Here is a 20,182-nt window from a genome sequence, read left to right as displayed (position 1 = left end):
AGTTCGCAAACAAGAAATATAGAAAAATGGATAGTGGAAGAGTAGCTTCTTTATAGCTCTTTTAAAAGTTTTTCTATCATAGAATTAAAATCACTACTAGTTTTGTGTTATAGAATGAAAGCAGTATATTTGTATGCACCATAATTAAAAGGTTGTACATGTATGAGCAATAAAATATATCCTATTGGTATCCAGAACTTCGAGAAAATCCGTCAAGATGGTTATTTCTATGTTGATAAAACGGCCTTGATGTATCAGATGGTAAAGACCGGGAGTTATTACTTTTTGAGTCGTCCGCGCCGTTTTGGAAAGAGTCTGCTGATCTCTACCCTGGAAGCATATTTTCAAGGGAAGAAGGAACTATTTGCTGGACTGATGGTGGAGAAGCTCGAAAAAGATTGGATAGAACATCCAATTTTGCATCTTGATCTTAATATTGAGAAGTATGATGCGTCGGAGAGTCTGGATAAGATTTTGAATGACAATTTGGAATATTGGGAAAGTAAATACGGAACTCGACCGTCTGAAACTTCATTCTCTCTGCGTTTTGCCGGTATCATTCAGCGCGCTTATGAAAAGACCGGTCAACGGGTGGTTATCTTGGTGGATGAATATGACAAGCCGATGTTGCAGGCAATTGGCAATGAGGACTTACAGAAGCAATTCCGGGATACATTGAAGCCTTTCTACGGGGCTTTGAAAACGAAAGACGGCTGCATCAAGTTTGCGTTGCTGACTGGGGTGACAAAATTTGGCAAGGTGAGCGTATTCAGTGACTTGAATAACTTGAAGGATATTTCAATGGATGAACGCTTTGTGGATATTTGCGGTATCACGGAGAAAGAAATACATGACAATCTGGAGGAGGAATTGCATCAGTTGGCAGAAAAGCAGAAGATGAGTTATGAACAGGTGTGCGCAGAATTGAAAGAATGTTATGATGGCTACCACTTTGTGGAGCATACCATCGGAATCTATAATCCTTTTAGTCTGTTGAACACGTTTGATAAGATGAAGTTCGGCAGCTACTGGTTTGAGACGGGGACACCCACTTATCTGGTGAACTTGTTGAAGAAGCATCACTATGATTTGGAACGGATGGCTCATGAGGAAACAGACGAACAGGTGTTGAACAGTATCGACTCGGAATCTAGTAATCCCATTCCAGTGATTTATCAGAGCGGATATCTCACCATTAAGGGGTATGACGAAGAGTTTGGCATATACCGTTTAGGTTTTCCGAATCGTGAAGTGGAAGAGGGGTTTGTCCGTTTCTTACTTCCTTATTATGCGAACGTAAATAAGGTGGAGTCTCCTTTTGAAATTCAGAAGTTTGTCCGTGAAGTACGTTCCGGTGACTATAACTCTTTCTTCCGACGTCTGCAAAGTTTCTTTGCAGATACAGGCTATGATGTGATTCGCGAGCAGGAGTTGCATTACGAAAATGTGCTTTTTATCGTTTTCAAACTCGTAGGCTTTTATACCAAAGTGGAATATCATACAAGCGAAGGGCGCATCGACCTTGTTTTGCAGACGGACAAATTCATATATGTCATGGAATTTAAACTGAATGGTACGGCAGAAGAAGCTTTGAAGCAGATTAATGAAAAACATTATTCACTTCCTTTTGAAGCGGATAATCGTAAGCTTTTTAAAGTAGGTGTGAACTTTAGTTCGCAAACAAGAAATATAGAAAAATGGATAGTGGAAGAGTAGCTCTTTTTATCTCAAATTCCTAAAATACGCCCGTATCTTCCGCATAATCTTGATTCCCATCACTACGCCATCAAATACAGCCATACCGGTATTGAACGAACGCATGAGTGCATCCGCCTTGTTGGTTGCCGGAGCAAGTGGGGCAAATATTTCGCGTGTAGTAGCTGTCATGGCTTTTTTTTGAGCATGGATCTCATTTAAAAGCTTCTTTTTACGTTCGGCAATCTCTTCTAATGTAAATTTCTGCGGGGTCTGCGCATTCATAATTTATTTATTTGAATCAGTTAAAAATAAATTAGCGAGGAAGTTCACCATCGGAGAAATGATGAGCTGCTTGCGGAAAATAATAACCAGGGCGATGAGAACAACATTGATGCCTGCTATGATGGCGAAACTCGACATCAGACCGCCCACTAAAGGCTCCAATATATAAGCAAGAGCAAAAAGCAGATAAAACAGGGCAACCATGCCAAGGATAATAAGTACTAATATCATAATTAACGTGGAAAAAAGTATGGTTAACTTCTCCGTCAATTCTAATTTGGTATATTCTTTTTGAAGCTCCAGATATTTCTTGAACTCGAAAAACAACTGCTGAAAATTCTCAATACTTTTATCGTCTGCAAACATGGTCGCTCTGTTTTTAGTCTTTGGTTACTCACTTATTCTGCTATTTCTCCCTTCATCTCGGCAGCGATCTCGTCAACGAGAGTTTCCATTTCACTGCGATTAAGCTTGATTCCTTTTTTACGAAGAATCTCTGCGATTTTATGACGGGTATCTTCTCCCTTTTCAGGAGCAAATAAAATACCAAGGGCTGCACCTACGGCTGCACCACCCAGAAAAGCTGCTAAAACATTCAATCCTTTCATAATGTATAATGTTTAAAATGATTATGATACAACAAATATAACATTTTTATCGAAAGGTTGTTCGTGAAAACTGAAAAAAAGTGCTTCGTTTTATAATTCTTTTTTTCTTTTATGGTTTAATCTTATTTAACTGACTTTCGTAGCTAACCTTTGAAGGTTAAGGCGTACTTTTGTTTTCGAATATTGTAAATCAAAACATAATGGAAGCTAAGATTGTTTTTATAACCGGTGCCAGTAGCGGAATTGGTGAGGGTTGTGCCCGTAAATTTGCGAGGGAGGGATGGAATCTGATTCTGAATGCCCGTACCGTATCGAAACTGGAAGAACTGAAAGCTGAACTGGAAGGGGCGTATGGTGTCCGGGTTTATATATTGCCTTTTGATGTGCGCGACCGGAAATTGGCTGCCGCCTCTTTGGACTCATTACCCGAAGAATGGAAGGCGATTGATGTGTTGGTGAACAACGCCGGACTGGTGATCGGTGTGGATAAGGAATTCGAGGGTAGCCTGGATGAATGGGATATCATGATCGATACGAATATAAGGGGACTGCTGGCTATGACGCGTTTGGTGGTGCCCGGTATGGTGGAACGCGGACGTGGACATATTATTAATATAGGATCTATTGCGGGGGATGCCGCTTATCCGGGCGGAAGTGTGTATTGCGCAACGAAAGCTGCCGTGAAGGCTCTTTCGGACGGACTCCGGATCGATCTGGTGGATACTCCATTGAGAGTGACGAATGTCAAACCGGGAATGGTGGAGACAAACTTTACAGTGGTGCGTTATCGGGGAGATAAGGAAGCTGCCGATAATTTTTATAAAGGGATTCGTCCGTTGACGGGAGATGACATTGCAGAAACGGTTTATTTTGCCGTGTCGGCTCCTGCACATATTCAGATTGCGGAGGTACTTTTGATGCCTACTTATCAGGCAACAGGCACTATTTCGTATAAGAAGAAGCCGGAATAGACGTTTTTTTGACGGATTTCTTTGCCGGATGATAAAATTTCTATTATTTTGTTGCCCGAAACTAAATATAATAGACGAGAATATTGAATTATTAATTAAAACAGAGTATAGGATTATGAAAAAATTAGTCGTATTAGGAATGGGAGTATGCTTGGTGCTAGCATTTGCATCTTGTAAATCCAGCGAAAGTGCCTATAAGAAAGCTTACGAAAAAGCAAAACAGCAAGAATTGGCAGAACCGCAGGTGGAAGCTCCGGTAGAGGTTACTCCGGTGGTTGCAGCTCCTGTGACAACTACTAAAGTGGCAGATACATCCGGCGTTCGTCAGGAAAAGGTTACAGTGGTTTCCGGTAACGAAGGATTGAAAGATTATAGCGTTGTAGCAGGTAGCTTTGGTGTGAAAGCGAATGCTGAAGGCCTGAAAGATTGGTTGGACGGACAGGGATATCACTCTACGATTGCATTTAATGCTGATAAGGCAATGTATCGTGTGATTGTGAACTCTTTTGCTGACAAGACTGCTGCTGCTGAAGCTCGCGATGCATTCAAGGCTAAATACCCGAACCGTTCGGATTTCCAGGGTGCTTGGTTGCTGTATCGTGTATATTGATTTCTTTTTGGTAATATATATTGGAAAGAACGAACGTTTTTTTCCGAATAAGAAGGCGGTAACTGGGAAGTTACTGCTTTTTTATTGAAAATGAGTGGCTTTTTCGTTTAGATATTTTTATCTTTCTACTAAAAGAAGTTATAAATGATAGTGGGGAAACTTTTATAGCAAAGAAAGTTTTTACTTTTGTCAACTCTTAATTTGGAGGATGTTTTGCCTGAATGTGAATAGGGCATTAATTTAGAGATTGAATGGAACAAAAATATGTAATGGCTGCTATCGACGCGGCTCTAAAAGCAGGTGAAAAGATTCTTTCTATTTATAATGATCCGGCATCGGACTTTGAAATAGAGAGGAAGGCTGACAACTCTCCGCTAACTATAGCAGACAGAAAAGCGCATGAAGCGATTGTGGCTATTCTGAACGATACTCCTTTTCCTGTTCTTAGTGAAGAAGGGAAGCATTTAGGGTATGAGATCCGTCGAGGATGGGATACTTTATGGATTGTAGATCCGCTGGATGGAACGAAGGAGTTTATTAAGCGCAATGGAGAATTTACGGTAAATATCGCTTTGGTGCAGAACTCTGTACCTGTATTCGGTGTTATTTATGTGCCTGTTAAAGAAGAACTTTATTTCGGGATCGAAGGTGCAGGGGCTTATAAATGTTCCGGTATTGTCAGTTTGGAAGATGACGGCGTGGCATTGGAGCAGCTGATTGGGAAGTCGGAACAGATACCTTTGAAGGAGGTGCACGATCATCTGATTGTGGTTGCTTCCCGTTCGCACCTGTCGCCTGAAACGGAATCATATATTGCAGATTTGAAGAAGAAACACGGCAGTGTGGAGTTGATTTCGAGCGGAAGTTCTATTAAAATCTGTCTGGTTGCTGAAGGTAAGGCTGATGTATATCCGCGTTTCGCTCCGACGATGGAGTGGGATACGGCTGCCGGGCATGCGATAGCCCGTGCTGCAGGGATGGAAGTATATCAGGCTGGAAAGGAAGAACCTCTACGATATAATAAGGAGGATTTATTGAATCCGTGGTTTATCGTTGAGCCAAAAAGAGAACACTAAATAATGTTTATATGACATTTGAAATTGTATTTGTACTATTATCCCTATTAGGAATGGTAGCGGCTTTGATAGCAGATAAGATGCGTCCGGGCATGATACTTTTTTCGGTAGTGGTTTTGTTTCTGTGTGCCGGCATTCTGACTCCTAAGGAGATGCTGGAAGGGTTTAGTAATAAAGGGATGATTACCGTTGCTCTGCTGTTTCTGGTGAGTGAGGGTATTCGCCAGTCGGGCACATTGGGACAAGTGATTAAGAAGTTGCTTCCGCAAGGAAAGACGACAGTATTTAAGGCACAGTTGCGTATCTTACCTTCGGTGGCATTTATTTCTGCCTTTCTGAATAATACGCCTGTTGTGGTTATTTTTGCCCCGATTATCAAGCATTGGGCTAAGTCGGTGAATCTTCCGGCTACGAAGTTTCTGATTCCTCTTTCTTATGTGACTATTTTGGGAGGTATCTGTACCTTGATCGGTACTTCTACCAATCTGGTGGTGCACGGTATGATATTGGAGGCCGGATTTGAAGGCTTTTCTATGTTTGAGCTCGGAAAGGTGGGGATTTTTATCGCTATTGCCGGAATCATTTATATATTTCTTTTCTCCAAACGTCTTTTGCCGGATGCACGTCCGGATACGGCTGTGCCGGATGAAGAAGTAGAGGAAGGGGAGAAGTTGCATCGGGTAGAGGCTGTTTTGGGTGCCCGTTTTCCCGGTATCAATAAAAAACTGAAGGATTTTAATTTCCAACGCCATTATGGTGCGGAGGTAAAAGAGATTAAAACACGTAACGGACAACGTTTTGTGTCGAATCTGGAGGAAGTGGTGCTTCACGAAGGGGATACATTGGTGGTGATGGCGGATGATACGTTTATTCCGACATGGGGGGAATCTTCTGTGTTTGTCTTGTTGACGAATGGGAATGAGCCGGATACTACCGGGAAGAAGAAGCGTTGGTTTGCTTTGCTGTTGCTGGTTCTGATGATTGTCGGCGCAACGGTGGGTGAGCTTCCGATAACGAAGGAGATGTTTCCGGATATCAAGCTGGATATGTTTTTCTTTGTGTCTATTACTACTATTATTATGGCATGGACGAATCTGTTCCCTGCCCGTAAATATACTAAATATATTTCGTGGGATATTCTGATTACTATTGCTTGTGCTTTTGCTATCAGTAAGGCGATGGTGAACTCCGGTGTGGCGGATAGCGTTGCGAAGTTTATTATCGGGTTGAGTGATGATTACGGCCCGCATGTGTTGCTTGCAATGGTGTTTATTATCACGAACTTGTTTACGGAATTGATTACTAATAATGCAGCAGCGGCTTTGGCGTTTCCTTTGGCATTATCAATCTCTGCCCAATTAGGAGTGAGCCCTACGCCTTTCTTTGTGGTGATCTGTATGGCTGCATCTGCCAGCTTCTCGACACCGATTGGTTATCAGACAAATTTGATTGTGCAAGGTATCGGTAACTATAAGTTTACGGATTTTGTGCGTATCGGGTTGCCGCTTAATATTATCACTTTCTTAATCTCTATTATTCTGATCCCGTTGATCTGGAACTTTTAAATAAAATTGTAAATGGAAGAAAAGAACCATATATATCCGATATTTGACCGCATGATGACGCGGCAGGACAAAGAAGAGCTTTTGGGGCAACACAGTGTGATGATCTGGTTTACCGGATTGAGTGGTTCCGGAAAGAGCACGATTGCCATCGCATTGGAACGTGAGCTTCATAAGCGTGGATTGCTTTGCCGTATCTTGGATGGGGATAATATCCGTAGTGGAATTAATAATAACCTGGGATTCTCTGAAACGGACCGGGTGGAAAATATCCGTCGCATAGCGGAAGTGTCGAAGTTGTTTCTGGATAGTGGTATCATTACGATTGCTGCATTTATCAGCCCTAATAATGATATTCGCGAAATGGCTGCAAACATTATTGGTAAGGATGATTTTCTGGAGGTTTTCGTTAGTACTCCGCTGGAGGAATGTGAGAAACGTGATGTGAAAGGATTGTATGCGAAGGCACGGAAAGGGGAAATTCAGAATTTTACAGGAATTTCCGCACCTTTCGAGGTTCCCGAACATCCGGCTTTGTCACTGGATACTTCCAAATTGACTTTGGAGGAGTCGGTGGACCGTTTGTTGGAGCTTGTTTTGCCAAAAGTGAAGTGTATAAAATGAAATAAATATGGAAGAATATAAATTAAGCCACTTGAAGGAGCTCGAAGCCGAGTCTATTCATATCATCCGCGAGGTGGCGGCGGAATTTGAGAATCCGGTGATGCTTTACAGTATCGGAAAGGATTCCTCGGTGATGGTACGCTTGGCTGAAAAAGCGTTTTATCCGGGTAAAGTGCCATTCCCGTTGATGCATATCGATTCGAAATGGAAGTTCAAGGAGATGATTCAGTTTCGTGATGAATATGCGAAGAAGTACGGATGGAATCTGATTGTTGAAAGTAATATGGAGGCTTTTCATGCAGGGGTAGGACCTTTTACGCATGGAAGTAAGGTGCATACGGACTTGATGAAGACGCAGGCTTTGCTTCATGCGTTGGATAAGTATAAGTTTGATGCTGCATTTGGTGGTGCCCGTCGTGACGAGGAGAAGTCACGTGCGAAGGAACGTATTTTCTCTTTCCGGGATAAGTTTCACCAATGGGACCCGAAGAATCAGCGTCCTGAATTGTGGGATATTTATAATGCCCGCGTGCATAAGGGGGAAAGTATTCGTGTATTCCCGATTAGCAACTGGACTGAATTGGATATTTGGCAGTATATTCGCTTGGAGAATATTCCGATCGTTCCGTTGTATTATGCTAAGGAGCGTCCGGTCATTAATTTAGATGGCAATATTATTATGGCGGATGATGACCGTTTGCCTGAAAAGTACCGTGACCAGATTGAAATGAAGATGGTTCGTTTTCGTACGTTGGGCTGCTGGCCTCTGACAGGGGCAGTGGAAAGTGGAGCTGCTACGATTGAAGAGATTGTGGAGGAAATGATGACTACGACGAAGAGTGAACGTACTACCCGTGTGATTGACTTTGACCAGGAGGGTAGTATGGAACAAAAGAAGCGTGAGGGATACTTTTAATTGTAACTAGTTATGGCAGATAATAAATTAGATATAAAAGCTTTTCTGGACAAGGATGAACAGAAAGACTTGTTGAGACTGTTGACTGCGGGTTCGGTAGATGATGGAAAATCAACGTTGATCGGACGCTTGTTGTTTGACAGTAAGAAACTGTATGAGGATCAGTTGGATGCACTGGAGCGTGATAGTAAACGTGTGGGAAATGCGGGCGAGCATATTGACTATGCGTTATTGCTCGATGGATTGAAGGCTGAACGTGAACAGGGTATTACGATTGACGTGGCTTATCGCTATTTCTCAACGAATGGTCGTAAGTTTATCATCGCGGATACTCCGGGACACGAACAGTATACCCGTAATATGATTACCGGGGGATCTACGGCTAATTTGGCTATTATCTTGGTGGATGCCCGTACCGGAGTGATTACCCAGACTCGTCGCCATACTTTCCTGGTGTCTTTGCTGGGAATCAAGCATGTGGTGTTGGCTGTCAACAAGATGGACCTGGTGGATTTCTCGGAAGAGCGTTTTAACGAGATTGTAGCTGACTATAAGAAGTTTGTTGCTCCATTGGGTATTCCTGACGTCAACTGCATTCCACTTTCTGCATTGGATGGGGATAATGTGGTGGATAAGTCTGAACGTACTCCGTGGTACAAGGGGATTTCTTTGCTTGATTTCCTTGAAACGGTTCATATTGATAATGACCATAATTTTACGGATTTCCGTTTTCCGGTTCAGTATGTGCTTCGTCCGAATCTGGATTTCAGAGGATTCTGTGGTAAAGTTGCATCCGGTATCGTTCGCAAAGGGGATACGGTGATGGCACTTCCTTCCGGAAAAACATCTAAGGTGAAGAGTATCGTGACTTATGACGGGGAATTGGATTACGCTTTCCCACCGCAGTCTGTGACCTTGACATTGGAGGATGAGATCGACGTGTCGCGCGGCGAAATGTTGGTGCATCCTGACAATCTGCCAACGGTGGATCGTAACTTTGAGGCTATGATGGTCTGGATGGATGAAGAACCGATGGATGTAAATAAGTCGTTCTTTATTAAGCAGACTACCAATTTGAGCCGTACGCGTATTGATACGATAAAGTATAAGGTGGACGTGAATACGATGGAGCATCTGTCTCTGGAGAATGGTCAGTTGACTAAAGAAACGTTACCTTTGCAGTTGAATCAGATTGCCCGTGTGGTGCTGACTACGGCTAAGGAATTGTTCTTTGATCCTTATAAGAAGAATAAATCTTGTGGCTCATTTATCCTGATTGACCCGATCACTAATAATACTTCGGCAGTAGGTATGATTATCGACCGCGTGGAAATGAAAGATATGAGTGACACGGAGGATATTCCGGTATTGGATATGGCAAAACTGGGAATTGCTCCGGAACATTATGAAGCGGTAGAGAAAGCTGTGAAGGAACTGGAACGTCAGGGCCTTGCAGTGCGACTAATAAAATAGATTGTTCAACAATAAATTGAAAACTGAAAATGACAGCATTCTGTCGTCTTTAATTTTTAATTCTTAATTTCTAATTAATAAAGTGGGATTACTCGAATTTAATAAACTTCCGATTAATACATTGGTAGGTGCCGACTGGAAGACATTCAAGGCTATCACCGCCGGTCGTGAAATTGACGCAGCCTACAAAGGTAAATACCGATTGACGAAGGCTGTGTGCCGATTGCTTTCTCCACTGGCGTCATTACAAGACAGGCGTTACGAGAAGTTGCTGGCTAATCAGCCGCTGGAGCATGATCCGGTGTTCATTTTGGGACACTGGCGGAGTGGAACTACATTTGTACATAATGTGTTCTCTTGTGACAAGCATTTTGGGTATAACACTACTTATCAGACTGTATTTCCTCATCTGATGATGTGGGGACAGCCTTTCTTCAAAAAGAATATGAGTTGGCTGATGCCGGATAAACGTCCGACGGATAATATGGAACTGGCAGTGGATCTTCCCCAGGAAGAGGAGTTTGCTTTGTCGAACATGATGCCTTATACATATTATAATTTCTGGTTCCTACCGAAATATCAGCAGGAGTATGCCGATAAGTATCTTTTGTTTGATGATATAACGGATGCCGAATTGAAGGTGTTTGAAGAGGTGTTCACGAAGTTGATTAAGATTTCTTTGTGGAATACCCAGGGAACTCAATTCCTTAGCAAGAATCCTCCGCATACCGGAAGGGTGAAGGAACTGGTGAAGATGTTCCCGAATGCTAAGTTTATCTACCTGATGCGTAATCCGTATACCGTATTCGAATCTACACGTAGTTTCTTTACAAATACGATTCAACCGTTGAAGTTGCAGGATGTCAGCAATGAACAATTAGAGGAAAATATCATTTCTATCTATGCAAAACTTTATCATAAGTATGAATCGGATAAGAAATTTATTCCGGAAGGTAACTTGATGGAAGTGAAGTTTGAAGATTTTGAAGCGGATGCGATGGGAATGACGGAGAATATTTATCAGTCTCTTTCTATCCCCGGATTTGCCGAAGCACGTAGTGATATAGAAAAATATGTGGGCGGAAAGAAGGGATATAAGAAGAATAAGTATAAATATGACGACCGTACGATTCGTTTGGTAGAAGAGAACTGGGATTTTGCTTTGAAACAATGGGATTATAATTTATAAGAAGAAAAAGAAAGGAAAAGTATTGATGATTCAGAAAAGCGTTCATCGCCTGTTGATGACAGGTTTCGTTGCATTTATTTCTTCCTTGTCTTTGATGGCGCAACATAAAGTTGAAATGCTTCCTTTTGGGGACATGGATCAATGGGTGGACCGTCAGATAAAGGAATCGAGCATTATCGGTGGGAATACAAAGAATGTATATGCGATAGGGCCGACGACGGTAATTAAGGGAGATCAGGTTTATAAGAATATGGGCGGATCGCCTTGGGCTACTTCAAATGTGATGGCGAAAGTTGCCGGTATTACGAAAACTAATACTTCGGTATTCCCGGAGAAGCGGGGAGATGGATATTGCGCCCGTTTGGATACGCGCATGGAGAGTGTGAAAGTGTTGGGACTGGTTAATATTACGGTGTTGGCGGCTGGCTCTGTCTTTACCGGTTCGGTGCATGAGCCGATTAAGGGTACTAAAAATCCACAGAAAATGTTGCAGACTGGTATTCCGTTTACCAAAAAGCCGGTGGCTCTTCAGTTTGACTATAAAGTGAAGATGTCTGACCGGGAGAATCGTATTCGCGCTACCGGTTTCAGCAAGATTACGGATGTTCCCGGAAAAGATTATCCGGCAGCTATCCTGCTTCTGCAAAAACGTTGGGAAGATGCCAATGGAAATGTGTATGCAAAACGGATAGGGACTATGGTGACTTATTACTATCATTCTACGGACTGGAAAAATAATGCGACCTATGAGATTATGTACGGTGACATCACGAATCGTCCGGAATATAAGTCGCACATGATGCGTTTGCAGGCGACCGAAAGTTATACGGTGAACAGTAAGGGTGAAAGCGTGCCTATTCATGAAGTGGCCTGGGGAGATGAAAATGATGTTCCGACTCATATGTGTCTTCAGTTCACGTCCAGTCATGGAGGAGCCTATATCGGTTCTCCGGGAAATACACTGTGGATTGACAATGTAAAACTGGTATATTAACTAAAGTATATAGACAAAGAATAGAAATAGTCAGTGATCTAATTTCATCACTGGCTATTTTTTTTGTTTTAATTCTTCCACAACAAACCCCTTCAGATGCCTTCTGAAGTTATATTACACTTTTATCGCTCTATAAAATTCTATGAATGAATGAAAATTTACGTGTTTTTTTGTTTGTGTTATATTAAATATCTATATTTGCACTAATTTTAGAAGAAAGGATGACGTTTATTGTCTCTTAGTCAGGTGTGGAACATTTGGGTTGTGTATCTAGCCTGTAAGACAATTGAAATATATTATTTACTAAAATAAATTGAGATGAAAAAGGGTTTATTGTTTATTTTATTGGCAGCAGTCTCAGTATGTCTGCCTGCACAAGAAAAAGAAAATGCAGCAAAGAGTTATAGAGTGGAAACAAATCGCTTTGGTGCTAACTGGTTTATTAGTGGTGGCGTTGGCGCACAAATGTATTTTGGCGACAATGATGGTAAAGCTGACTTCGGAAAACGTCTTGCTCCGGCACTTGACATTGCTGTAGGTAAGTGGTTTACTCCGGGTATCGGATTACGTGTTGCTTACAACGGTCTTCAGGCTAAAGGTGCTACTCCTTATGCTAATGGTCCGCTTGTAGACGGAGGACAGTATTCTAATGGCTACTACAAAGAAAAGTGGAATGTTATGAACTTCCATGGAGATGTATTGTTGAATCTTACCAATATGTTCTGTGGATATAAAGAAGATCGCGTGTACTCATTCATTCCTTATGTAGGAGCTGGATTCGTACATACAGGTAAAGGTCCGGGTTATGACGAACTGGGTATCAATGCCGGTTTAATCAACCGTTTCCGCCTGTCTTCTGCTTTGGATCTTAACGTTGAATTGCGCGGACTTTTGATGAAAGGCGCATTCGGCAATTCAGGTCCTGAAGGATTGGCTGGTCTGACTGTAGGTGTTACTTACAAGTTTAAGAAACGTGGTTGGGATGCTGTTCCTACTGTACCAATGGTTCCGGAAAGCCAGTTGAACGACATGAGAGACAGAGTGAATTCTTTGAAGGGTGAAAACGAATCTTTGAAACGTGACTTGGTTGAAGCTCGTAACAAGAAACCGGAAGTGATCGTTAAGAAAGAAGCTGGATTCGTTCCACGTCTGGTTGTTGTATTCAATATTGGAAAGAGCAACATCAGTAAGAGAGAATACATGAATATTGAAGCTATGGCTAAGGGTATCAAAGCAACTGATAAAGTGTTTACTGTAACAGGATATGCTGATAAGGGTACTGGTTCTGCTGAATACAACATGAAGTTGAGTAAGAAGAGAGCTGAAGCTGTTCGTGACCTGATGATTAATGAATTTGGTGTTCCTGCTTCTCAATTGAAGGTTGATTACAAGGGTGGCGTAGGCAACATGTTCTATGATGATGCTAAGTTGAGCCGTGTAGCTATTGTTGAAGAATAATATACATTTGAAATAATAGAATAAAAGAGACGTTTCCTTTCACGGGAAGCGTCTTTTTTGTATTTTTGTACCCCATGAGCAGAATAGTAGCAATAGATTATGGAAGAAAGCGTACCGGAATAGCTGTGAGCGATACAATGCAGCTGATTGCAAACGGATTGACGACGGTGCCCACACATGAACTTCTGAACTTTATCGGTGAATATATAGCTAAAGAACCGGTGGAGCGGATTATTATTGGATTGCCCAAGCAAATGAATAATGAGGTTTCGGAGAATATGAAGAATATAGAGCCTTTTGTTCGTTCGCTGAAAAAGCGCTATCCGGACCTTCCGGTCGAATATGTGGATGAACGCTTCACTTCTGTTCTTGCACACCGTACCATGCTGGAGGCCGGCTTGAAGAAAAAGGACCGGCAAAATAAGGCATTGGTGGACGAGATAAGTGCTACTATTATTTTGCAAACATATTTGGAGAGTAAACGTTTTTAGTATAGGACATAAGAATAACTTAATTTTTTAGTAGAGTATAAAAATATGATTTTACCTATTTATGTATATGGCCAACCTGTATTGAGAAAGGTTGCAGAGGACATAACACCGGATTATCCGAATCTGAAAGAGTTGATTGAGAACATGTTCGAAACAATGGTACATGCGGACGGCGTAGGATTGGCTGCTCCACAGATCGGTTTGCCTATTCGCGTGGTTACGATTACATTGGATCCGCTTTCGGAGGAATATCCTGAATTTAAAGACTTTAATAAGGCTTATATCAATCCCCACATTTTGGAAGTAGGGGGTGAAGAAGTGAATATGGAAGAGGGATGCTTAAGCCTTCCCGGTATTCACGAAACAGTGAAAAGAGGTGATAAAATTCGCGTGAAATATATGGACGAGAATTTTGTGGAGCATGAGGAAGAGGTGGAAGGTTATCTGGCTCGGGTGATGCAACATGAGTTCGATCATTTGGATGGTAAGATGTTCATCGACCATATCTCACCGCTTCGTAAGCAGATGATTAAAGGAAAGCTGAATACGATGTTGAAGGGAAAAGCGCGCAGTTCATATAAGATGAAACAGGTGAAATAAAGATAAAAAACGTTTATATCCCTGTTAAGTAAGCGAAAAGCATTATTTTTGCTTCGTTTACAAGCATAAAATATCAATGATAAAAAGAATCTTAACAGTTTTATTACTGTTCCCAACGCTGGTGTGTGCTCAAATAAATACGGATCGGGTGATGACTATTGCCCGAAACGCTCTTTATTTTGAGGACTATGTACTTTCTATTCAGTATTTTAACCAGGTTATTAACGCTAAGCCTTATCTGTATGAACCTTATTTCTTCAGGGCATTGGCTAAACTGAATCTGGAGGATTTTCAGGGTGCTGAAGCAGACTGTGATGCAGCTATCCAACGCAATCCATTTGTGGTGGGTGCTTATCAGATTCGTGGTTTGGCAAGGATTCGTCAGAGTAAATTTGATGGAGCGATTGAGGATTATAAGAAAGCATTGCATTATGATCCGGAGAATATTACCTTATGGCATAACCTGACATTATCTCATATCCAGAAGAAGGATTATAATTCTGCGAAAGAGGATTTGGAAAGCTTGTTGAAGGTGTCTCCACGCTATACCCGTGCTTATTTGATGAGAGGGGAAGTGTCTTTACAACAGAAAGATACGATTGCTGCCTTGAATGACTTCAATAAGGCGCTTGAACTGGATAAATATGATCCGGATGCTTGGGCTGCAAGAGCGATTGTTAAATTACAACAGGCTAAGTATGCGGAAGCGGAAGCGGATTTCAACCGTGCTATTCCGTTGAGTGCTAAGAATGCTGGAAATTATATAAACCGTGCATTGGCTCGTTTTCATCAGAATAATTTAAGAGGTGCCATGAGCGATTATGATCTGGCATTGGATATTGATCCGAATAACTTTATCGGTCATTATAACCGCGGATTGCTACGTGCACAGGTAGGAGATGATAACCGGGCTATCGAAGACTTCGACTTTGTTATCAAGATGGAGCCGGATAATATGATGGCTGTCTTTAACCGTGGTTTGCTTCGTGCGCAAACGGGTGATTATCGCGGAGCTATACAAGATTACACAACTGTTATCAATCAGTATCCGAACTTCTTGGCCGGATATTATCAGCGTTCGGAAGCTCGCAGAAAGATTGGAGATAAGAAGGGTGCGGAGCAGGATGAATTTAAAGTCATGAAAGCGCAGATCGACAAACAGAACGGTGTGACGAACAAAGATGTAGCACAGAACAAGGATAAGGAGAATGATGAGGAAGGCGGAGAGAAGACCCGTAAGAAATCCGATAAGAATATGAATAACTATCGTAAGATAGTGATTGCGGATGATTCTGAAGCCGAACAACGCTATACAAGTGATTATCGTGGTCGTGTGCAGGATAAGAACGTAAATATAACGCTGGAACCGATGTTTGCTTTGACTTATTATGAGAAGATGAGTGACGTGAAACGTTCGGTGAACTTCCACAAATATATTGAAGATTTGAACCGTACGGGTATACTTCCGAAACGTCTTCGTATCACAAATATGGAAGCTCCGTTGACGGAAGAACAGGTGAAGGTGCATTTTGCCTTGATTGATACGCACACATCGGCGATTGTGGAAGATGACAAGAATGCTTCGAAACGTTTTGCCCGTGCGATTGATTTTTATCTGGTGCAGGACTTCTCGAGTGCGGTTTCTGATTTGACCCAGACGATCTTACTGGATGGTGATTTCTTCCCGGCATATTTTATGCGTGCGCTGATCCGTTGTAAACAGTTGGAGTATCAGAAGGCTGAACAAGCTGTCGAAACAGATGTTGTTCCGGGTGATAATAAGCGTAAGGAGATTACTGCAGTAGATTATGAAGTGGTTAGAAAAGACTTGGATAAGGTGATTAATCTGGCTCCGGACTTTGTGTACGCATATTATAATCGTGCTAATGTTTCTGCCATGTTGAAAGATTACCGTGCCGCAATTATTGACTACGATAAGGCGATTGAGCTAAATCCTGATTTTGCGGATGCTTATTTCAACCGTGGACTGACTCATATTTTCTTAGGAAATAATAAGCTGGGCATTTCAGATTTGAGTAAAGCCGGTGAGTTGGGGATTGTTTCTGCTTATAATGTTATCAAACGTTTTACAGATCAATCGGAATAACATTTTTTTGATAAAAAATAGAAAACTCAAAAGATTTAGTTACTTTTGCGTTCAAATTATGAAAATATAACATCATCATATTATGATAAAGATAACATTTCCCGATGGCTCCGTTCGTGAGTATAACGAAGGAGTGAACGGTTTACAGATTGCTGAAAGTATCAGCTCGCGTCTGGCACAGGAAGTGCTGGCATGTGGCGTGAACGGCGAGACTTATGATTTAGGACGTCCTATTAATGAAGATGCTAATTTCGTTCTTTATAAATGGGATGATGAAGAAGGTAAGCATGCATTTTGGCATACAAGTGCACACTTGTTGGCGGAAGCTTTGCAGGAACTTTATCCGGGTATCCAGTTTGGTATCGGACCGGCTATTGAAAACGGATTCTACTATGATGTGGATCCGGGTGAAGCGGTAATTAAAGAAAGCGACCTTCCTGCCATTGAAGCTAAAATGTTGGAACTGGCTGCAAAGAAAGAAGACGTAGTCAGAAAAAGCATCGCAAAAACGGATGCTCTGAAAATGTTTGGTGATCGTGGCGAAACATATAAATGTGAATTGATTTCTGAACTGGAAGACGGACACATTACGACTTATACACAGGGTGCATTTACTGACCTTTGTCGTGGTCCTCACTTGATGACGACTGCTCCGATCAAGGCTATTAAACTGACAACTGTGGCTGGTGCTTACTGGCGTGGTCATGAGGATCGTAAGATGCTGACCCGTATTTATGGTATCACGTTCCCGAAGAAGAAAATGCTGGATGAGTATCTGGTGTTGTTGGAAGAAGCGAAGAAGCGTGACCATCGTAAGATTGGTAAGGAGATGCAGCTGTTTATGTTCTCCGAAACTGTCGGTAAGGGACTTCCTATGTGGTTGCCGAAAGGTACTGCATTGCGTCTGCGTCTGCAGGAGTTCTTGCGTCGTATCCAGACACGTTACGATTATCAGGAGGTGATTACTCCGCCAATCGGTAATAAGTTGCTGTATGTGACTTCGGGTCACTATGCAAAATATGGCAAGGATGCTTTCCAACCTATCCATACTCCGGAAGAGGGAGAAGAGTATTTCTTGAAACCGATGAACTGTCCTCACCACTGTGAAATTTACAAGAACTTCCCACGTTCTTATAAAGACCTTCCGTTGCGTATAGCTGAATTTGGTACGGTTTGTCGTTATGAACAAAGTGGAGAGTTACATGGTTTAACTCGTGTTCGTAGCTTTACGCAGGATGATGCGCATATCTTCTGTCGTCCGGAGCAGGTGAAAGATGAGTTCCTTCGTGTGATGGATATTATATCTATTGTGTTCCGTTCCATGGATTTCCAGAATTTTGAAGCACAGATATCTTTGCGTGATAAAGTGAACCGTGAAAAGTATATTGGTAGCGATGATAACTGGGAAAAAGCGGAACAGGCTATTATAGAGGCTTGTGCGGAGAAGGGCTTGCCTGCTAAGATTGAGTATGGAGAAGCTGCTTTCTATGGTCCTAAGCTCGACTTTATGGTGAAAGACGCTATCGGTCGTCGTTGGCAGCTGGGTACTATCCAGGTTGACTACAACTTACCGGAACGCTTTGAACTTGAATATATGGGTTCTGATAATCAGAAGCATCGTCCGGTGATGATTCACCGTGCTCCGTTCGGATCAATGGAACGTTTTGTTGCTGTATTGATTGAGCACACTGCCGGTAAGTTCCCATTGTGGCTGACACCGGAACAGGTAGTTATTCTGCCGATCAGTGAGAAGTTCAATGAATATGCAGAACAGGTGAAGATGTATCTGAAAATACACGAAATCCGTGCGATTGTAGATGATCGTAACGAGAAGATCGGTCGCAAGATTCGTGATAATGAAATGAAGCGCATTCCTTATATGCTGATTGTCGGTGAAAAAGAGGCTGAAAATGGTGAAGTTTCTGTTCGTAGACAAGGCGAAGGTGACAAAGGAACCATGAAATTTGAAGAATTTGCTAAAATTTTGAACGAAGAAGTTCAGAATATGATAAATAAATGGTAACTTTGCAGCCGTTTCAGAATAAAATATTTAGTATAACAATAAAAAGATCAAACTAGGAAGTAAACGTTTTTAATGAAGAATGACACTCTAAAAGGGCAATACAGAATCAATGAACAGATTCGTGCCAAGGAAGTTCGCATAGTAAGCGATGATATTGAACCGAAAGTATATCCAATCTTTCAGGCTCTGAAAATGGCTGAAGAAAAAGAATTGGATTTAGTGGAAATTTCTCCTAATGCTCAACCCCCTGTTTGTCGTATTATTGATTATTCTAAATTTCTTTATCAATTAAAGAAACGTCAGAAGGAACAGAAAGCGAAGCAGGTGAAGGTTAATGTGAAGGAGATTCGTTTTGGTCCCCAGACAGATGACCATGATTACAACTTTAAGTTGAAACATGCTAAAGGATTCTTGGAAGACGGTGATAAGGTGAAGGCTTATGTATTCTTTAAAGGTCGTTCTATCCTTTTTAAGGAACAGGGTGAAGTATTGTTGCTTCGTTTTGCGAATGATTTGGAAGACTATGCTAAAGTGGATCAGATGCCGATACTGGAAGGTAAGCGTATGACTATCCAGCTTTCTCCGAAGAAGAAAGAAGCTCCTAAAAAGCCTGCAACGGCCGGAGCACCGAAACCTGCTACTCCTGCACAAAAAGCAGAGAAGCCGGAAACGAGCGAAGAATAAGAAAAGGATGCGTAACGCGCAGGTATAGTGCGTTGCCATTATATATTTAATAATTTAAAAACAAGTAAGATGCCAAAGATGAAGACTAACTCCGGTTCTAAAAAAAGGTTTACCCTTACCGGAACAGGTAAAATCAAAAGAAAGCACGCTTTTCACAGTCACATTTTGACTAAGAAATCCAAGAAGAGAAAAAGAAATCTGTGCTACTCTACAACTGTTGATACAACAAATGTAAGCCAGGTTAAGGAACTCTTAGCAATGAAGTAATCAAAAGCGTAAAAGTATTATTAAAGTATTAACCGAATGCATTAGCCTGAAGTTCGCTGCGTGAAGTAGCGGCGCTAACATTCAAAAAAAGTAAAACTATGCCAAGATCAGTAAATCATGTTGCTTCAAAAGCAAGAAGAAAGAAAATTTTGAAATTGACCAGAGGTTACTTTGGTGCAAGAAAGAATGTATGGACCGTAGCTAAAAACACTTGGGAAAAGGGTTTGACTTACGCGTTCCGTGACCGTAGAAATAAGAAAAGAAACTTCCGCGCTCTTTGGATACAACGTATCAACGCTGCTGCACGTCTTGAAGGAATGTCTTATTCTAAATTGATGGGCGGTCTGCACAAAGCCGGTATTGAAATAAACCGTAAGGTTTTGGCTGATTTAGCTATGAATCACCCGGAAGCTTTCAAAGCTGTAGTTGCTAAAGCTAAAGCTGCTTAAGCATCAATAGTTTACGAGTTACAAAGTGTCAGTTACTAAGCTAGTAACTGACACTTTTCTTTGTACGCTCGGCATGAGCATTATCTAACGGGTGTAAGTC

Annotated in this window: 21 protein-coding genes; 18 read left to right on the top strand and 3 right to left on the bottom strand. The window is 41.7% G+C overall.

Features of this window, described 5'->3' with window-relative positions; all coding sequences use genetic code 11:
- Nucleotides 1-162 precede the first annotated feature (162 nt).
- A complete protein-coding gene (locus DXB58_RS26390; protein WP_117971830.1) occupies nucleotides 163-1,716 on the top strand; it encodes an ATP-binding protein in 1,554 nt (517 codons plus the stop codon).
- A 6-nt stretch (nucleotides 1,717-1,722) separates the two neighbouring features.
- Here the strand turns inward: DXB58_RS26390 and DXB58_RS26385 are convergent, their stop codons facing one another.
- From DXB58_RS26385 to DXB58_RS26375, 3 genes are read right to left on the bottom strand one after another with little or no spacing between them, the layout of a single operon-like run.
- Nucleotides 1,723-1,980 (bottom strand): hypothetical protein, encoded by a 258-nt coding sequence (locus tag DXB58_RS26385; RefSeq protein WP_004297510.1) that lies wholly within the window; start codon nucleotides 1,978-1,980, stop codon nucleotides 1,723-1,725.
- 3 nt (nucleotides 1,981-1,983) lie between these two features.
- Complete coding sequence (locus DXB58_RS26380; RefSeq protein ID WP_004297511.1) at nucleotides 1,984-2,346, bottom strand: phage holin family protein; 363 nt, start codon at nucleotides 2,344-2,346, stop codon at nucleotides 1,984-1,986.
- A gap of 32 nt (nucleotides 2,347-2,378) precedes the next feature.
- Nucleotides 2,379-2,588 (bottom strand): YtxH domain-containing protein, encoded by a 210-nt coding sequence (locus DXB58_RS26375; protein WP_004297513.1) that lies wholly within the window; start codon nucleotides 2,586-2,588, stop codon nucleotides 2,379-2,381.
- Nucleotides 2,589-2,788: 200 nt separating this feature from the next.
- On the opposite strand from DXB58_RS26375, the gene DXB58_RS26370 reads away from it, so the two are divergent.
- From DXB58_RS26370 to rplT, 17 genes are all read left to right on the top strand, one after another.
- A complete protein-coding gene (locus tag DXB58_RS26370; protein WP_122138763.1) occupies nucleotides 2,789-3,559 on the top strand; it encodes an SDR family oxidoreductase in 771 nt (256 codons plus the stop codon).
- A 115-nt stretch (nucleotides 3,560-3,674) separates the two neighbouring features.
- Nucleotides 3,675-4,169: an SPOR domain-containing protein gene (locus tag DXB58_RS26365; protein ID WP_004311445.1), complete on the top strand. Its 495-nt coding sequence runs from the start codon at nucleotides 3,675-3,677 to the stop codon at nucleotides 4,167-4,169.
- 251 nt (nucleotides 4,170-4,420) lie between these two features.
- On the top strand, nucleotides 4,421-5,245 hold the full coding sequence (gene cysQ, locus DXB58_RS26360) for a 3'(2'),5'-bisphosphate nucleotidase CysQ (protein WP_008999217.1): 825 nt from the start codon (nucleotides 4,421-4,423) through the stop codon (nucleotides 5,243-5,245).
- Between the two features lie 11 nt (nucleotides 5,246-5,256).
- Complete coding sequence (locus DXB58_RS26355) at nucleotides 5,257-6,810, top strand: SLC13 family permease (protein WP_008644081.1); 1,554 nt, start codon at nucleotides 5,257-5,259, stop codon at nucleotides 6,808-6,810.
- A 12-nt stretch (nucleotides 6,811-6,822) separates the two neighbouring features.
- Nucleotides 6,823-7,431 carry an adenylyl-sulfate kinase gene (gene cysC, locus DXB58_RS26350; RefSeq protein ID WP_117610993.1) on the top strand — a complete coding sequence of 203 codons (609 nt, stop codon included), beginning with the start codon at nucleotides 6,823-6,825 and terminating at the stop codon, nucleotides 7,429-7,431.
- Between the two features lie 7 nt (nucleotides 7,432-7,438).
- Nucleotides 7,439-8,347 carry a sulfate adenylyltransferase subunit CysD gene (gene cysD / locus DXB58_RS26345; protein ID WP_004297523.1) on the top strand — a complete coding sequence of 303 codons (909 nt, stop codon included), beginning with the start codon at nucleotides 7,439-7,441 and terminating at the stop codon, nucleotides 8,345-8,347.
- A 12-nt stretch (nucleotides 8,348-8,359) separates the two neighbouring features.
- Nucleotides 8,360-9,820 (top strand): sulfate adenylyltransferase subunit CysN, encoded by a 1,461-nt coding sequence (gene cysN, locus DXB58_RS26340; RefSeq protein ID WP_118299806.1) that lies wholly within the window; start codon nucleotides 8,360-8,362, stop codon nucleotides 9,818-9,820.
- 82 nt (nucleotides 9,821-9,902) lie between these two features.
- Nucleotides 9,903-11,009 (top strand): sulfotransferase, encoded by a 1,107-nt coding sequence (locus DXB58_RS26335; protein WP_004297525.1) that lies wholly within the window; start codon nucleotides 9,903-9,905, stop codon nucleotides 11,007-11,009.
- Nucleotides 11,010-11,034: 25 nt separating this feature from the next.
- Nucleotides 11,035-12,003, top strand: coding sequence for a PCMD domain-containing protein (locus DXB58_RS26330; RefSeq protein ID WP_004307249.1), 969 nt, complete (start codon nucleotides 11,035-11,037; stop codon nucleotides 12,001-12,003).
- Nucleotides 12,004-12,321: 318 nt separating this feature from the next.
- Entirely contained in the window at nucleotides 12,322-13,461 is a 1,140-nt protein-coding gene (locus tag DXB58_RS26325; RefSeq protein WP_199487952.1) for an OmpA family protein, read from the top strand.
- Between the two features lie 74 nt (nucleotides 13,462-13,535).
- The gene (ruvX, locus tag DXB58_RS26320; protein WP_004307247.1) at nucleotides 13,536-13,952 is read left to right on the top strand and encodes a Holliday junction resolvase RuvX; all 417 of its coding nucleotides are present in this window, start codon (nucleotides 13,536-13,538) and stop codon (nucleotides 13,950-13,952) included.
- A 45-nt stretch (nucleotides 13,953-13,997) separates the two neighbouring features.
- The gene (gene def, locus DXB58_RS26315; RefSeq protein ID WP_004313245.1) at nucleotides 13,998-14,552 is read left to right on the top strand and encodes a peptide deformylase; all 555 of its coding nucleotides are present in this window, start codon (nucleotides 13,998-14,000) and stop codon (nucleotides 14,550-14,552) included.
- Between the two features lie 76 nt (nucleotides 14,553-14,628).
- Nucleotides 14,629-16,659, top strand: coding sequence for a tetratricopeptide repeat protein (locus DXB58_RS26310; RefSeq protein ID WP_122138762.1), 2,031 nt, complete (start codon nucleotides 14,629-14,631; stop codon nucleotides 16,657-16,659).
- A gap of 82 nt (nucleotides 16,660-16,741) precedes the next feature.
- On the top strand, nucleotides 16,742-18,682 hold the full coding sequence (thrS, locus tag DXB58_RS26305; protein ID WP_008999221.1) for a threonine--tRNA ligase: 1,941 nt from the start codon (nucleotides 16,742-16,744) through the stop codon (nucleotides 18,680-18,682).
- Nucleotides 18,683-18,754: 72 nt separating this feature from the next.
- Nucleotides 18,755-19,366 (top strand): translation initiation factor IF-3, encoded by a 612-nt coding sequence (gene infC, locus DXB58_RS26300; protein WP_122138761.1) that lies wholly within the window; start codon nucleotides 18,755-18,757, stop codon nucleotides 19,364-19,366.
- 69 nt (nucleotides 19,367-19,435) lie between these two features.
- Nucleotides 19,436-19,633 (top strand): 50S ribosomal protein L35, encoded by a 198-nt coding sequence (gene rpmI, locus DXB58_RS26295; protein ID WP_004297539.1) that lies wholly within the window; start codon nucleotides 19,436-19,438, stop codon nucleotides 19,631-19,633.
- A gap of 98 nt (nucleotides 19,634-19,731) precedes the next feature.
- Nucleotides 19,732-20,082: a 50S ribosomal protein L20 gene (gene rplT / locus DXB58_RS26290; RefSeq protein WP_004297540.1), complete on the top strand. Its 351-nt coding sequence runs from the start codon at nucleotides 19,732-19,734 to the stop codon at nucleotides 20,080-20,082.
- Nucleotides 20,083-20,182: the final 100 nt, after the last annotated feature.

The sequence above is a fragment of the Bacteroides sp. OM05-10AA genome, from assembly GCF_003439055.1.
GTDB classification, from domain to species: domain Bacteria; phylum Bacteroidota; class Bacteroidia; order Bacteroidales; family Bacteroidaceae; genus Bacteroides; species Bacteroides intestinigallinarum.
Note: the sequence above shows the minus strand (reverse complement) of the source record. Positions and strands in the feature narration are given on the sequence as shown.